General features: G+C 73.7%; 12 protein-coding genes. 3 read left to right on the forward strand and 9 right to left on the reverse strand.

Annotated elements, in window-relative coordinates; genetic code table 11:
* Positions 1-45: 45 nt before the first annotated feature.
* The 4 genes from ACFYU0_RS03065 to ACFYU0_RS03080 form a co-directional block, all read right to left on the reverse strand.
* Positions 46-1,077 carry a polyprenyl synthetase family protein gene (locus tag ACFYU0_RS03065; RefSeq protein WP_389297394.1) on the reverse strand — a complete coding sequence of 344 codons (1,032 nt, stop codon included), beginning with the start codon at positions 1,075-1,077 and terminating at the stop codon, positions 46-48.
* Positions 1,074-2,114, reverse strand: coding sequence for a tetratricopeptide repeat protein (locus ACFYU0_RS03070; RefSeq protein WP_389297395.1), 1,041 nt, complete (start codon positions 2,112-2,114; stop codon positions 1,074-1,076). The genes ACFYU0_RS03065 and ACFYU0_RS03070 overlap by 4 nt, the downstream gene beginning before the upstream one ends.
* 152 nt (positions 2,115-2,266) lie before the next feature.
* On the reverse strand, positions 2,267-2,944 hold the full coding sequence (locus ACFYU0_RS03075; protein WP_351661178.1) for an AIM24 family protein: 678 nt from the start codon (positions 2,942-2,944) through the stop codon (positions 2,267-2,269).
* Between the two features lie 92 nt (positions 2,945-3,036).
* Entirely contained in the window at positions 3,037-4,260 is a 1,224-nt protein-coding gene (locus tag ACFYU0_RS03080; protein WP_389297397.1) for a serine hydrolase domain-containing protein, read from the reverse strand.
* Between the two features lie 308 nt (positions 4,261-4,568).
* Between ACFYU0_RS03080 and ACFYU0_RS03085 the strand changes: the two genes are divergently transcribed.
* On the forward strand, positions 4,569-6,356 hold the full coding sequence (locus tag ACFYU0_RS03085) for a M4 family metallopeptidase (RefSeq protein WP_389297398.1): 1,788 nt from the start codon (positions 4,569-4,571) through the stop codon (positions 6,354-6,356).
* Positions 6,357-6,546: 190 nt separating this feature from the next.
* Complete coding sequence (locus ACFYU0_RS03090) at positions 6,547-7,770, forward strand: SGNH/GDSL hydrolase family protein (RefSeq protein ID WP_389297399.1); 1,224 nt, start codon at positions 6,547-6,549, stop codon at positions 7,768-7,770.
* Between the two features lie 34 nt (positions 7,771-7,804).
* Here ACFYU0_RS03090 and ACFYU0_RS03095 read toward each other — a convergent pair whose 3' ends face one another.
* The 3 genes from ACFYU0_RS03095 to ACFYU0_RS03105 are packed head-to-tail and all read right to left on the reverse strand — an operon-like array spanning position 7,805 to position 11,300.
* Positions 7,805-8,155, reverse strand: coding sequence for a UBP-type zinc finger domain-containing protein (locus tag ACFYU0_RS03095; protein ID WP_351661190.1), 351 nt, complete (start codon positions 8,153-8,155; stop codon positions 7,805-7,807).
* Positions 8,152-9,627, reverse strand: a complete 1,476-nt coding sequence (locus tag ACFYU0_RS03100) for an ATP-binding protein (protein WP_389297401.1) — start codon at positions 9,625-9,627, stop codon at positions 8,152-8,154. The genes ACFYU0_RS03095 and ACFYU0_RS03100 overlap by 4 nt, the downstream gene beginning before the upstream one ends.
* Positions 9,624-11,300: an FAD-dependent oxidoreductase gene (locus ACFYU0_RS03105; protein ID WP_351661197.1), complete on the reverse strand. Its 1,677-nt coding sequence runs from the start codon at positions 11,298-11,300 to the stop codon at positions 9,624-9,626. Before ACFYU0_RS03105 ends, ACFYU0_RS03100 begins: the two co-directional genes overlap by 4 nt.
* 233 nt (positions 11,301-11,533) lie before the next feature.
* Between ACFYU0_RS03105 and ACFYU0_RS03110 the strand changes: the two genes are divergently transcribed.
* Complete coding sequence (locus ACFYU0_RS03110) at positions 11,534-12,400, forward strand: universal stress protein (RefSeq protein WP_389297402.1); 867 nt, start codon at positions 11,534-11,536, stop codon at positions 12,398-12,400.
* A 1-nt stretch (position 12,401) separates the two neighbouring features.
* Here ACFYU0_RS03110 and ACFYU0_RS03115 read toward each other — a convergent pair whose 3' ends face one another.
* Positions 12,402-13,637: a DUF4032 domain-containing protein gene (locus tag ACFYU0_RS03115; protein ID WP_351661203.1), complete on the reverse strand. Its 1,236-nt coding sequence runs from the start codon at positions 13,635-13,637 to the stop codon at positions 12,402-12,404.
* Between the two features lie 27 nt (positions 13,638-13,664).
* A complete protein-coding gene (locus tag ACFYU0_RS03120) occupies positions 13,665-14,414 on the reverse strand; it encodes an MBL fold metallo-hydrolase (protein WP_389297405.1) in 750 nt (249 codons plus the stop codon).
* Positions 14,415-14,445: the final 31 nt, after the last annotated feature.

The raw sequence follows: 14,445 nt of genomic DNA on the forward strand, positions 1-14,445 counted from the left end.
CGCGCCGTCGGCACCCTGACCCGCCGGCACGGGCGAGGTCAACTCTCAGAGGTCGCGGTCCACCAGGTGGTCCAGCAGGCCGAGCAGTTCCCCGGTGGCGCCCGCGGCCGGCGGCAGTCCGCGCAGCAGCTCCCGGGCGACGGCCGTGTGCGCGCGGGCCTCCGTCAGCGCCGCCGCCCGGCCGCCCGCCGCCTCGATCAGCGCCGCCGCCTCCTCGGGGCGCCCCGCCGGGCCCAGCAGCGCGGGCAGGTGCCGGGCGGCGGGGGAGCCGAGGGCGAACAGCACCGGGAAGGTCTTCTTGCCCTCCCGCAGGTCGCCGCCCACCGGCTTGCCGGTGACCGCGGGGTCGCCCCAGACGCCCAGCACGTCGTCCACGAGCTGGAAGGCGACGCCCAGATGGCGTCCGGCCCGGTCAAGCGCGGCGACGGCCGGCTCCCCGGCCCCGCCGAGCGCGGCGCCGAGCGCGGCGGCGCAGCCGAGCAGCGCGCCCGTCTTGCGCTCCGCCATCACCCGGTACTCCCCGGGCGTCACCCGCTCCGGCCCGGCGCAGGGCCGGGTGGCGAACAGCAGGTCGTCGGCCTGCCCGCGCACCAGGTCGGCCAGGGCGGCGGAGAGCAGCCGCACGCCGCCGGGTCCGCCGGGCGCGGCGGCCAGCGTCTCCACGGCGAGCGCGAACAGGGCGTCCCCGGCGAGCACCGCGGGGCCCGTGCCGTACGCCTTCCACACCGCCGGGCGGCGTCGCCGGGTCGCGTCGCCGTCCATGATGTCGTCGTGCAGCAGCGAGAAGGCGTGCACCAGCTCCACCGCGACCGCAGCCGGGATCCCGGCCCGCGCGTCGGCGCCCGCCGCCTCGGCGCCGAGCACCGCGAGCGCCTGGCGCACCCCCTTGCCGCCCGGCGCGGCGGCGGGCGCGCCGCCCACCTCGCACCAGCCGAAGGAGTACGCGGCCATCTCGGCCACCCAGGGGTGCAGCCGCCCCACCGCCTCCGCCAGGGCCGGACGCACCAGCTCACGGCAGCGGTCGAGGGTGCTCACGGCCGGGGGCGGCGCCTGCACCGCTGGAGGGACCGCGCTCACCGTACGGCCTCCGCGTCCAGGCCGAACTCCCGCTGCGCCCGGGCCACCATCTCCCGCGCGTGCCGCAGCCCGGCGCGCTCCAGCACCCGGTCCAGCTCGGCGAGTTCGGCGGCCGTCTCGGAGCGGTCGCGGCCCAGGCGGGCCAGCGACTTGGCGAGGCCGAGCCGGGACAGCGCCTCGCCGCGCGGCTCGCTCATCGCCCGGAACTCCTCCAAAGCCAGCTCGTACAGCTCCCGGGCCTCCGAGTAACGGCCGGCCCGGTAGAGGACGTTGCCGCGCATCTTGTGGTTGTAGGCGAGCGCGCTGGAGAGGTTCATCGCCCGGCAGGCGGCCTCCGCCCGCGACAGCAGCTCCAGCGCCCGCCCGGTGTCGCTGTCGCGGACCGAGACGATGTCGGCCAGGCCGCGCAGCGCCCAGGCGTGGCCGCGCCGGTCCTCGGCCCGCTCGGCTATCTCCGCCGCCTCCTCGAACAGCGCGTACGCCCGGTCGTGGTCGCCGGTGTTGCGGTGCATCTGCGCGATGCCCTCCAGCGCCCACACGGTGTGCCGGGCCTCCCCGCGCCTGCGCGCCTCGGCGAGCAGCTGCTCGTGCAGCCGGCCGACCGCCTCGTAGTCGCCCTGGATGCGCCCGGTCTCCGCGAGACCCGCCAGCGAGTAGCCGCGGACCACGACGTCGCCGCCCCGCTCGCCGAGTTCGGCGGCGAGCCCCAGCAGCCGCCACGCCAGCGGGAACGCTCCCCGCTGCCGGGCCAGGGTGCCGCCGCTCCACAGCGCCCACGCCATCGCGGCCGTGTCGCCGGCCTCCCGGGCGGCGCGGTAGCTCGCCTTCCAGGCCCGGTCGGCGTCCCGCACCCGGCCGAGCCGCCGCTGGGCCTCGGCGACCGCGAGCCCGCAGCGGGCCACCTCGCCCGCCAGGCCGGACCGTTCGGCCTCACGCAGCCGCTCGGTGCCCTCGGCCAGTACGTCGACCAGCGAGGAGTTCACGGACAGGGTGGTCAGGGCGCCCTGGTACTCCGGGGCGAAAGCCTTGCCGTACATGCGTGCCCTTCTATGCACAACATGTATACACAGTGTGTATAGCACGTCGGAAAGGTGCCCCGGCCCGCAGGCCGGGGCACGGTCTGTCGTGGGTCAAGACGCCGGTGGGCGGAACGGGGTTGCCCGTGCGGCGCAGATCACTTCACGGGGCGTCAGTGCTGCTGCGCCTTCTGCGGCGTCGCCTCGCTGGGCCGCACCACGACGAACCCCTCGCCCTGGAGCATCAGCTGCACCGCCTCGCCCGAACCGCCGCGCAGCATCGAGCCGAGGGACTGCGAGCGGTGCAGCGAGGTCTGCAGGTGCGCGGTCCAGCCGACCACCGCGTCGGTGTCGACGTACACCGGGTGCTGCGCCGAGACGGGTATCACCAGCGGATTGCCCTCGCAGACCAGGCCCAGCCGGCCGTGTCCGCTGAAGACGCTGTTGAACAGGCCGCCGCCGGCGATGCCCGAGCCCTTCACGGTCTTGATCTCGTACGACAGCGAGGCGTCGAAGCACAGCACGTTGCGGCCGTTGACGGTGAACAGGTCGCCCGGCTCGACCTCGACGATGAAGCAGTTCTGCGCCTCGTGCGCGAACCAGACCTCGCCCTGGCCGCGCACCGCCATCAGGGGCAGCCCCTCGCCGGTGACCGCGCGCTTGAGCATCCCGCCGACGCCCTGGCCCTTGCGCTCGAACTGGAGGCTGCCGCGGTGGGCGATCATCGCGCCCTGGCGCGCGTGCATCTCGCCGTTCACCGCGTACTTGATGCACTTGGCGTTCTCGACGGTCATGCCGGCCTCGACGGCCGGCCGTACCACGTGCTCACTGGAAAAGAGGGAACCCTTCATGCGGGGCATGGTGTCCCGGACGCACTCGTTCCGCCAAGATCACGGCACGTGCCCGTCCGGTCACCGGATTGCCCTGCCCCGCAAGGGTGCTGTCACTGCCTCACGTCCCGCTCCCCGGCGGCCGGGACGCGCAGCGCCTTGCCGGTGCCCTTGTCGCTGCCCTTGCCCGTGCTTCTGCCGCAGAACGCCGACTCCAGCGTGCCCGCCAGCGTGCCGAGCACCTTGGCGTTGTTGGAGGTGTTGGCCGCGGCCGTGAGCGCCCGCTTGCCGTCCTTCGAGGCGAACGCGTACGTGTAGAAGCCCTGGACGGCGCCGGTGTGCCCGTACACCGAGACGCCGCAGGACAGGTCGCGCCGGCGCAGCCCGAGCCCGTACGAGGTGGTGGCGTCGACCCGGGTGAAGCGCTCCATCTCGGCGAGCCGGGCGGCGGAGAGCAGCTTGCCGCGCAGCAGTGCGGAGTAGAAGGTGTTCAGGTCCCTGGCGCTGGAGATGAGCGCGCCCGCGCTCTGCGCCCAGGACGCCGTCTGGTCGGTCGCGTCGACCAGTTTCGCACCGGCGGCGTCCGGGGTCAGGTAGCCGTGGGCGTGCCGGCCCGGGATCTTCGTGTCCGGGTGCACGTAGAACGTGTCGCGCAGCCCGAGCGGGGTGATCAGCCGCTTCTCGTAGGCGCTGCGCACGGACGCGCCGGTGAGCTTCTCGATGAGCAGGCCGGCGACCACGTAGTTGGTGTTCGAGTACGCGTAGGCGGCGCCCGGCGCGTTGGTGCGGGGCTTCTTCAGCGACAGGGCGACCAGGTCGCGGTAGCCGAAGACCTTGTTGCGGACCGCCTCGAAGCCGGACACGCTCTGCGCGAACATGTCGTTGCTGTAGTCGTACAGGCCGCTGCGGTGGCTCAGCACGTGCCGGACCGTGATGCGGTCGTCCGGCAGCAGCTTCGGCAGGTACCGGTTGACCGGGGCGTCCAGGTCCAGCTTGTGCTCGTCGGCCAGTTGCAGCAGGACCACGGCCGAGAAGGACTTGGTGACGCTGCCGATGCGGAACCGGTCCGCGGCGCTGATTCCCTGACGGGTGCTCCGGTCGGCGAAGCCCCGGGTCACCAGGTACGAGTCGTCGCCGTCGTCGACGCGGGCCAGCGCGCCCGGCGCGCCCTGGTCCACCGCCGAGTGCAGCACCGCGTCCAGGCCCCCGAGGTCGGGGGCGGGCAGCGCCGGCGCCCGGGCGCCCCCCTGCGGGGCCGCGGCCCACGCCGGAACCGTGACCAGCGACAGGACGGCCGCTCCGAGTACCGCGCCCCTGCCCGCCATTCCTGAGACCATCCGGCTCCACTCCCGTCCTCGCGGTTCGCCATGCGACATCGGTCACATTCCGGCCTGGAACCTAGGGGATTGCGGCAACGTCTCCACAGTCGACACACAGTTGGTCATCTCGTGATCACCCTGTGGCAGGCATTTGCAAAGGATTGCCATAGAAGAGCGCGAAATGGATCATTCCGCCTTTACGTGTGCATGACTGATCCATAAGGGTTACCTCCGGGGCCCGACCAGCCCCCGTGGCGCTCAACTCCGCCACGTATCAGGGCGGTTGGGAACAGCTGCCCCCTTCGATCGAAGGAACCCTGATCAGATTGCGTAGACCGCACATACGCACCGCGGCGATCGCCGTCGCGGTGGCGACCGCTGCCACGGGTCTGGCCGGTACGGCCTTCGCGGGTCCCTCCGCCAACGGGGAGCGCTCCGCCGCGGCCACCGCCTCGACCGCCACGGCGGTGGTGAAGGCGGCGCAGGCCGCCGCCTTCGCCCACACCGCGGCGACCGGCATCGCCCAGGGCGACGAACTCCACGCCCAGGACGTGCTCGTCGACCCCGAGGGCGCGCGCCACGTCCGTTTCGTCCGCACCCACAACGGGATGCCGGTGCTCGGCGGCGACCTCGTCGTCCACCTGAACCGGCGGCTGGCCTACACGGGGGCGACCAGCGCGGCCACGCACGCCGTCAAGCCCGCGGCCGCCCGGCCCGCGCTGACGGCCGCACAGGCCGCGGCCGAGGCCGCCCGCGCCGCCAAGGGCGAGGCCGGCGACGCCGAACTGGTGGTGGACGCCCGCGGCGGCTCCGCCGCCCTCGCCTACCAGGTCACGGTGACCGACAACGGCACCTCCAGCACCGTCGTCGTCGACGCCGTCACCGGCAAGGTGCGCAGCAACACGCCCGACGTCGACGAGTTCCTGTCGCCGAAGCTGCTCGGCGCGCTGCGCAAGAGCGGCGAGAGCGCCGACCCGGCCACCGGCACAGGTTCGGCCACCGGGTCCGGCCTGGCCGGCCCGGGTCTCTCCGGCGTCACCCGCTACCCGGCGACCGCCAAGGGCACCGGCAAGACCCTCTTCGTGGGCAACGTCGGCCTCACCACCACCGCCACCTCGCGCGGCCACTACCAGCTCAAGGACCCGAACCGGTACGGCACCGAGACCCGGGACGCCAAGGGCAGGAAGCTGCAGTCCTTCGGCTCGGGCACGAAGTTCACCAACACCACCGACGTGTGGGGCAACGGCAAGACCTCCAGCCGGGTCAGCGCCGCCGCCGACGCGCAGTACGGCATCACCAAGACGCTGGACTTCTACAAGAAGACCTTCAACCGCAAGGGCATAGCCAACAACTCCAAGGCCGCACGCGGCATGGTCCACTGGGGCAGCAAGGTCGCCAACGCCTTCTGGGACCCCACGTGCGGCTGCATGCTCTACGGCGACGGTGACGGCGATGTCTTCAAGAAGCCGCTCGTCGTCCTCGACGTCACCGGCCACGAGCTGACCCACGGCGTGGTGGAGTCGACCGCCGACCTCCAGCCGACCTTCGTCGACCGCCGCGGCAACCAGTACGGCGAGCCCGGCTCGCTCAACGAGTCGCTCGCCGACATCTTCGCCTCCAGCGTCGAGTTCTACGCCAACAACGCGAAGGACACGCCGGACTACCTGATCGGCGAGAAGATGGGCCTGGAGCAGAAGTTCCTGCGCCGCCTCGACCACCCCTCGCTCGACAAGCTCGAGGGCACGATCGACTACTGGACGCCGGACACGTACTTCACCGAGGTGCACGCCGGCTCCGGCGTCTCCTCGCACGCCTACTACCTCCTCGCGGAGGGCAGCGGCACGAAGACGATCGGCGGCGTCAAGTACGACTCGCCGACCTACCAGAACGCCTCGACGGTGAAGGGCATCGGCCGCACCAAGGCCACCGCGATCTTCTACCGGGCGCTGACCCGCTACATGGTCTCCACCACCGACTTCCACGGCGCGCGCGTCGCGACGCTGAAGGCGGCCAAGGACCTGTACGGCTCGACCAGCACCGAGTACAAGACGGTGGACAAGGCGTGGGCCGCGGTCAACGTGACCGCCGCCAACACCCCGGCCGCCCGCCACTGACGGACGACCGCACCCCGCACCACCGGATGCCCCGCCCAGCGCGGGGCATCCGCACGTCCGGGCGCCTCCGCCCGCCGGGGTGGCGCTCCGGCGGGCGCGGCGGGACCATGACGTCCGTGGCACACGCAGACGCGCCCCGGACGCTCCGTCCGGATCCCGGCGGGTCCGCCGGGGCCGGGGAGCCCGTCCGGTGACCGGCCGGTCCGGCCGCGTCCGCCGCCTGGCCGCCGCGGTGCTGGTCACCCTCGCCTGCCAGTGGGCGCCCGTGCGCGCCGTCACCGGGCCGCCCGCACCGGCCGGCCGGCCCCCCGGCCAGGTCGTCACCTGGGCGGCGAGCGCCGACCGCCTCGGCGAGGGCGCCGCCGGCCGGAGCTACCGGCTGATCGTGCACACCAGCGTGGCCGGCAGCGACCTGCGCGTGCGCCTCTCCAACGCCTTCGGCGACCGCCCCCTGACCCTGGACGGCGTCCGCGCCGGACTGCGGCGCACGGGCGCGGCGCTCGTCCCCGGCAGCGACCGGCCGCTCACCTTCCGCGGTTCCCGGGCGGTCACCGTGCCCACCGGGGCGGCCGTGTGGAGCGACCCGCTGCCCGGGCGCGTCCCGGCCGGCGCCGATCTCGCCGTCAGCCTGCACACCCCCGACGCGGCCGGCCCGGCCACCGGGCACGCGCTGGCGCTGCAGACGTCGTACGTCGGCCAGGGCGACCACACCGCCGAGACGAGCGGGGCCGGCTGGACGCGGCCCACGGGCTCCTGGTGGTACCTGGACGCCGTCTCCGTACGCCCCGCCGACCCCGCCACCCGAGCCGTGGTGGTGCTCGGCGACTCCCTCACCGACGGCTGGCAGTCCACCCCGGGGCGCGACCGGCGCTGGCCCGACTACCTCGCCCGGCGCCTGCACGCGGCCCCCACGGCCGTGCGCGGCGTGGCCAACGAGGGGATGAGCGGCGACAAGGTGCTCGGCGACGACGCCGGGACCGGCGCCGTGCACCGGCTGCAGCGGGACGTCCTGAGCCAGCCCGGGGCCCGCACCCTCCTGCTGTTCGAGGGCGTGAACGACCTCAAGGCCCACACCGGGGTCACCGCCGCCGACCTGATCGCCGGCTACCGGGCGATCGTCCGGCGGGCCCACGCGGCCGGGCTGTGCGTGGTCGGCGCGACCATCGGCCCGTTCGAGGGCTGGTCCGAGTGGGACCCGGCCGCCGAGGCCGTGCGCCAGGAGGTCAACCGGTTCATCCGCACGGGCGGCGCGTTCGACGCCGTCGTCGACTTCGACCGCGTCCTGCGCGGCCCCCACGAGCCCACGCGGCTGCGGTCCGCCTTCGACAACGGCGACCACCTGCACCTCGACGACGCCGGAATGCGGGCCCTGGCCGGCGCCGTCGACCCGCACACCCTCGACTGCGCGCGCTGACCCGGACCCGGCCGCCCGGCGCGCCGCACCGGCCTCAGCGCAGCGTGTCGGCCCAGTCGGCCGGTACCCGCCCCGCCGGACCCGGCACCGGCTGGTCCGCGGGGTGCCCGGCAGGCGGCGCGAGTTCGGGACCCTCGGTGTACAGCTCGCCCGTCTCGAAGTTCCAGAACCAGCCCTCGCCCGGCTCGAAGCTGCGGATCACCGGATGACCGGTCGCCTTCCAGTGGGCGGTGGCGTGCTTGGCGGGGGAGTCGTCGCAGCAGCCGATGTGACCGCAGGCCGCGCACCGGCGCAGATGGAACCACCACCCGCCGGCCGCGTCGCACTCCACACAGCCCGCGCCGCTCGGCGGGACGCTCGGGTCGATGGCGGACTCGCCGCTCATGCTGCCTCCTCGGGGTTGGTCAGGGCGGACCGCTCCTCCGGTGTCCCGGCGGTCAGCGGCAGCAGCACCTGGAAACGGGTGTCGCCGGGCTCCGACTCGACACGCAGGGTGCCGTGGTGCTTGTTCACCACGATCCGCCAGGAGATGTCCAGGCCCAGCCCGGTGCCCTGGCCGACCGGCTTGGTCGTGAAGAACGGGTCGAAGATCCGGCTCTTGATCTCCGGCGGCACCCCGGGCCCGGTGTCCCGGAACTCCACCAGCACCTGCTCGCCCTCCAGCGCGGTCCGCACGGTCAGCGTGCCCTCCCCGCCAGCGTCGTTCATGGCGGACACCGCGTTGTCGATGAGGTTGGTCCACACCTGGTTCAGCTCCGCGGGATAGCCGGGGATCTCCGGCAGCGCGGGTTCGTACTCCTTGACGACCTCGATGCGCGGACCGATCTTGCCGGACAGCATCAGCAGGGTGCTGTCGAGGAGTTCGTGCACGCCGACGACTCGGTAGGGCGCCCGGTCGAGCTGCGAGTACTGCTTGGCGGCGTCCACGAGGTGCGAGATCCGGGTGGTGGAGTCCTCGATCTCGTCCATCAGCAGCTCTGTCTCGACGGTGTAGTTGAGCCAGCCCACCGCCCCGGGCAGGATGTCCGCGTCCACGGCCGCCGCGACCTGCTCCAGCCAGTCCACGTCGAGTCCGGCCTGGACGAAGGTGGGTGCGAGCTGCCAGCCGTGCTCGAGGCCGTGGTCCTCCAGCCACTCGGTGAGCGCGTCCTCGCGGTCCGAGGCCTCCAGCGGGCTGAGCGCCGGAGCCTTGGCGACACGCTCGGCGGTGCGCTCCTGGATCTCGATCAGGCTCGCCAGCGCGTCCCGCGAGAACGGGCCCTCGGCGATCACCGCGAGCTTGCGCCGCATCTTCGCGACCCGCTCGCGCAGCGTCGAGGTGGCCCGGACGGCGGCCGCGGCGGGGTTGTTCAGCTCGTGCGTGAGCCCGGCCGACAACGAGCCGAGCGCCAGCAGCCGCTCCCGCTGCCCGATCGCCGCCTGGGTGCTCTTCGAACCGAAGAACAGCCCCTCCAGCAGATGCGTGGCCATCGGGAACCACTCGCTCATCACGTTGGCGAAGGTGTCCGCCGGCAGGACGAAGAACCGCGTCGGCTCCGTCACCCGCATCGAGTTGTTGTACACCTGCCGCACCCGGTCGCCCAGGTACGCCTGCATGGCGCCCGCGTACACCCCGCGCTGCGAGGTGCGGGACACCTCCACGTCGTCGCCGCCCACCCGCCGGGAGAGCACGACCGTGCCCTCGATCATCACGTAGAAGCAGGTGGCGGGGTCGCCCTCGGTGTACACCGGGCCGGGTTCGAACAGCTCCATCCGGCCCTCGCAGCACAGCCGGCCGAGCTGCTCGGGCGACAGCTTCTCGAACAGGAACAGGGAGCCGATCTCCTGCGGGCTGCACGGCACCGGCCGCCCGCTCACGACTGCTCCAGGTACCGGTGGACGAGCATGACGGCCATGGCTCCCTCTCCGACGGCGGACGCGACCCGCTTGGCGGACTCGGCGCGGGCGTCGCCCGCCACGAACACGCCGGGGACGCTGGTCTCCAGGTGGTACGGCGGCCGGTCCAGCTCCCAGCCGGCCGGCGGCCGCCCGTCGGCGGTCAGGTCCGGCCCGGCCAGGATGAACCCGCGCTCGTCGCGCAGCACCGTTTCGTCCAGCCAGTCGGTCAGCGGGGCGGCTCCGATGAACACGAACATCCACTGCGCGTCGACGCGTTCGGTCTCCCCGCCGGTCGTATGACGCAGCGTCAGCTGTTCCAGCCGGCCCGAGCCGTGCGCGGCGTCCACGACCGTGTGGCCGCGCACCGAGATGTTCGGCGCCTCGCCGATCTGCTGGATCAGGTAGTGGGACATCGACGCCGACAGGTCGGGTCCGCGCACCAGCAGCGTCACCGACTTGGCGAACCTGGACAGGTACATCGCGGCCTGGCCCGCCGAGTTGGCGCCGCCGACGATGTACACGTCGTGGCCCTGGCAGGAGGACGCCTCGGTCAGCGCGGAGCCGTAGAACACCCCGCAGCCGGTCAGGTCGGTGCAGCCCTCGGCCTGGAGCTGCCGGTACTGCACGCCCGTCGCCAGGATCACGCTGTGCGCCGCGATCGCCGAGCCGTCCGCGAAGCGCACCACCCGGGCCGCCCCGTTGACCTCCAGTCCCGTCACCTCGCGCGTGGTCAGGATCTCGGCGCCGAACTTGGCCGCCTGCCGCCGCGCCCGGTCGGTGAGCTGCGCGCCGGAGACCCCGTCGGGGAAGCCCAGGTAGTTCTCGATCCGGGAACTCTGCCCGGCCTGCCCGCCGGTCGCGGACCGCTCCACGAGTACGGTCCGCAGGCCCTCGGAGGCCCCGTACACGGCGGCGCCCAGGCCGGCCGGGCCGCCGCCGATCACCACCAGGTCGTAGAAGTCGGCCGTCGGCGTCGTCGCCAGGCCCACCCGCGCGGCCAGCTCGGGCGCCTCCGGCTCGACCAGGGCCGTCCCGTCCGGGGTGATCACCAGCGGCAGCCGCCGCCCGTCCTGCCCGGCCGCCGTCAGCAGCCGCCGCCCCTCCGGCTCCTCCACCGAGTACCAGCGGTACGGCACCTGGTTGCGGGCCAGGAACTCCCGCACGTCCGAGGACCGGGCCGACCAGCGGTGCCCCACGACCTTGGTGCTGGGCACCGGCTTGTACGCGCTGCTCCGCCAGGCCTGGAGCAGGTCGTCCAGCACCGGGTAGAGCTTCTCCTCCGGCGGGTCCCACGGCTTGAGCAGGTAGTGGTCCAGGTCGACGACGTTGATCGCGTCGATCGCCGCGTTGGTGTCCGCGTACGCGGTCAGCAGCACCCGCCGCGCCCCCGGGTACACGTCCAGGGCCTGCTCCAGGAAGTCGATCCCGTTCATCTGCGGCATCCGGTAGTCGGCCAGGATCACCGCCACCAGGTCCCCGCGCAGCTTCAGCTCGCGCAGCGCCTCCAGCGCCGACTCGCCGGACTCCGCGCGCACGATCCGGTACGACTCGCCGTAGCGCCGTCTGAGGTCACGGGCGACGGCGCGGGAGACCCCCGGGTCGTCGTCCACGGTCAGGATGACGGTCCGCGCTGCCTCGGCGGCCTGTGCCATGCCTCTCCCACCCCGAGCGGTCGGATTCACGGGGCGGCGCCACCAGGGCCGCCGCAACCGATTCCCGCCCATCGTATGTTCGATCGCCCGGGTTCGCCCCGCTGTACGGCAAGGACGGCCGGCGCCCCGCGGGCCGCTTCGTGATCCGCTCCCGCGCGGGCGGGGCAAGAGCATGATCGGCGCGTGCGGGAGACTGGCCCCCGCGAACGCGGACGACGAGGAGGCCACGAGGCATGGAACGCCCGATCACGGCAGGGGTGGACGGTACGGAGGAGAGCCTGGCCGCGCTGGACTGGGCGGCCAGGGAGGCCGTGCGCCGCGGGCTGCCGCTGCGCGTGGTGCACGCCTGGCAGTACGCCGAGGAGCTCGCCACGGCCGACCGGGACACCCAGCACGGCTGGGTGTCCGAAGGGGTGCGGGAGGCCGTGCGCACCGTCTCCGGCAGGCACCCGGGGCTCGAGGTGGACGTGGAGGTGCTCGAGGGCGGCGTCGCGGAGGCGCTGACCGGCGCGGCCGACCGGTCCGGGCTGCTGGTGCTGGGCTCCCGCGGTCACGGGAGGGTGATGGGCTTCCTGCTGGGCTCGGTGGGCCGGCAGGTGATCGCCGAGGCGGCCCGGCCCGTGGTCCTGGTCCGGGCCGGCGACCGGGCGGCGGCGGAGGCCGCCGGGCGGGACGTCGTGGTCGGCCAGCACGGCGGCCCCGAGGACAGCGCGGAAGCGCTGCGGTTCGCGTTCGAGACGGCGGCCGTGCGCGGGGCCACCGTCCGGGCGGTGCGGGCCTGGACGCTGCCGCCGGTCTTCGCCTACAGCCCGGGCTCGCTCAAGCTCCTGGACGAGGCGGGCGGCCTTGAGCCGTACGAGAAGCAGGCCCTGGCCGACGCGCTGCGCCCATGGCGGGAGCGGTTCCCGCAGGTGCCCGTCGCCGAGCACGTCGAGATGGGCAGCGCGGGGCAGGTGCTGCTGTCGGTGGCCGGGCGGGCCCAGCTCATGGTCGTCGGGCGGCGGGCCCACCGCACCGCGGTGGGCGCCCGGATCGGCTCGGTCGCGCAGGGCGTGCTGCACCACGCCGAGTGCCCGGTGGCCGTGGTCCCGCACGAGTGACCTACCCGGGGGTCGTCGGCTCCAGGGTGCTGCGGGCCTTCGGCAGGACGTTGTCGATGTAGTCGGTGACGGCGGTGTCGAGGCCGATGTCGTGCTGGGCCCGTTCCGAGAGGTACCAGCGGTGCTCCAGCAGCTCGTGGTAGATCTCGGCCGGGTCCATGGAGCCGCGCAGCCCGACGGGCACGGCGCGCACGGTGGGCCGGAACACGTCCCGCACCCAGCGGTGGGCGAGCACTTCGGGGCGGGCGGCGAGGGGGTCGCCCGGGGCGTGGTCGTCCTGGGTGGCCATCCAGCTCTCCAGGTCGCTCAGCAGCCGCCGCGCCTGGTTCTCCTCGGCGTCGAGGCCGGTCAGCCGCAGCAGTTGCCGCTGGTGGTGGCCGGCGTCGACGACCTTGGGCACGAAGGTGACCGTGTCGCCGGCCGCCGAGTGCTCGATCTGCATCTCGGCCACGTCGAAGCCGAGCTCGTTGAGGCGGCGTATCCGGCGTTCTATGTAGTGGTACTTGCCCGCCGGGTACACCGAGGTGCGGGTCAGCTCCCGCCACAGGCCGCCGTAGCGGGTGCAGATCTCGTGCCCGAACTCGACGGGGTCGACGGACGGGTGCAGCGCCCCGGACGCCTCCAGGTCCAGCAGCTCGCCGCTGATGTTCACCCGGGCCAGGTCGAGGTCGTAGTCCCGCTGCCCGGGGCTGAGCCGGGGGTGCAGGTCGCCGGTCTCGGCGTCCACGAGGTACGCGGCGTAGGCGCCCGCGTCCCGCCGGAACAGGGTGTTGGACAGCGAGCAGTCGCCCCAGGCGAACCCGCTCAGGTGCAGCCGGACCAGCAGCACCGCGAGGGCGTCCATCAGCCGGTGCATGGTCGCCGGGCGCATGGTGGTCTCGAACATCGAGCGGTACGGCATCGAGCCGCGCAGGTGCCGGGTGATCAGCACCGGTTCCAGCGGGGCGCCGGCGCCGTCGGTGCGGCCGGTGACCACGGCGAGCGGGTCCACGGCCGGGATGCCCAGCCGGTCGAGGTCGCGCAGCAGCTCGTACTCCCGCAGCGCCGGCCGCTCGGCCAGCTCCTTGACGGCGATCACCTCGTCGCCGGCGCGGGCGTAGCGCACGACGTGCCGGGAGATGCCCCGGGGGAGCGGCACGAGGTACTCCTCGGGCCACTTCTCCAGAGGCACGTCCCAGGGCAGTTCGAGCAGGACCGCGGGGTGCTCCGGGTTCGTGGCGCTGATCTGCAATGCCATGGGACGAACCCTAAGGCCCGCCGGCGGCTAGCGGGACGCCCGCTCCCGGGCCTGTTCGGCGGCGGCGCGCAGCGGTCCCCGATGCACCGCGCCGTGGCCGGGCAGCAGGGTGTCACCGTCGAGTGCCCCGATCAGCTCCAGCGAGGCGAGCGTCCGGGCGCGCTCGTGGTCGAAGAAGCGGTGCAGGAGCTGGGGGCCGGTGATCCGGGAGGTGGCGTGGCCGACGACCAGGGCGTCGCCCGAGATCACGATCCCGGCGTCCGGCAGGTGGTAGACGCAGTGCCCGTCGGTGTGGCCCGGGGTGTGCACGGGGACGGGCCGGCCGGGCAGGTCGAGCGCGCCCTCGGCCGGGAACGGCTCGGGGGCCGTGACGGGGTTGTGGTCGGTGCCGCCCACCCGGACCACGTGCACCGCCCAGGCCACCACGCCCGGCCGCCAGGCGTTGCGCACCACGTCCCCGATGGTGGCCTGGTGCAGGAACTCGCGGCGCGCGTGCGGGACTTCCGCCGGGTGGAGATAGACGGGGGTGCCGTGGGCGGCGCGCAGGTACTCGGCCGAGCCCAGGTGGTCGTTGTGCGCGTGCGTGATCAGCACGGCGGCGACCGCCTCGGGTGAACTGCCCACCGCGGCAAGCGAGTCGAGGACGCCCTGGCGGTCCCCGGGATAGCCGGTGTCCACCAGGGTGACGTCGTCGCCGTCCTTCAGGATGACCCAGTTGGTGTTGTGGCCGTGCACCAGGTAGGCGGCGTCGGCGACTTGGCGTACTTCTGCCCGCATGGTTTCTCCGAGGTCCCGGCGGCCGGTCGTC

This window comes from Streptomyces sp. NPDC003720 (assembly GCF_042875075.1).
In the GTDB taxonomy this organism is placed as follows: domain Bacteria; phylum Actinomycetota; class Actinomycetes; order Streptomycetales; family Streptomycetaceae; genus Streptomyces.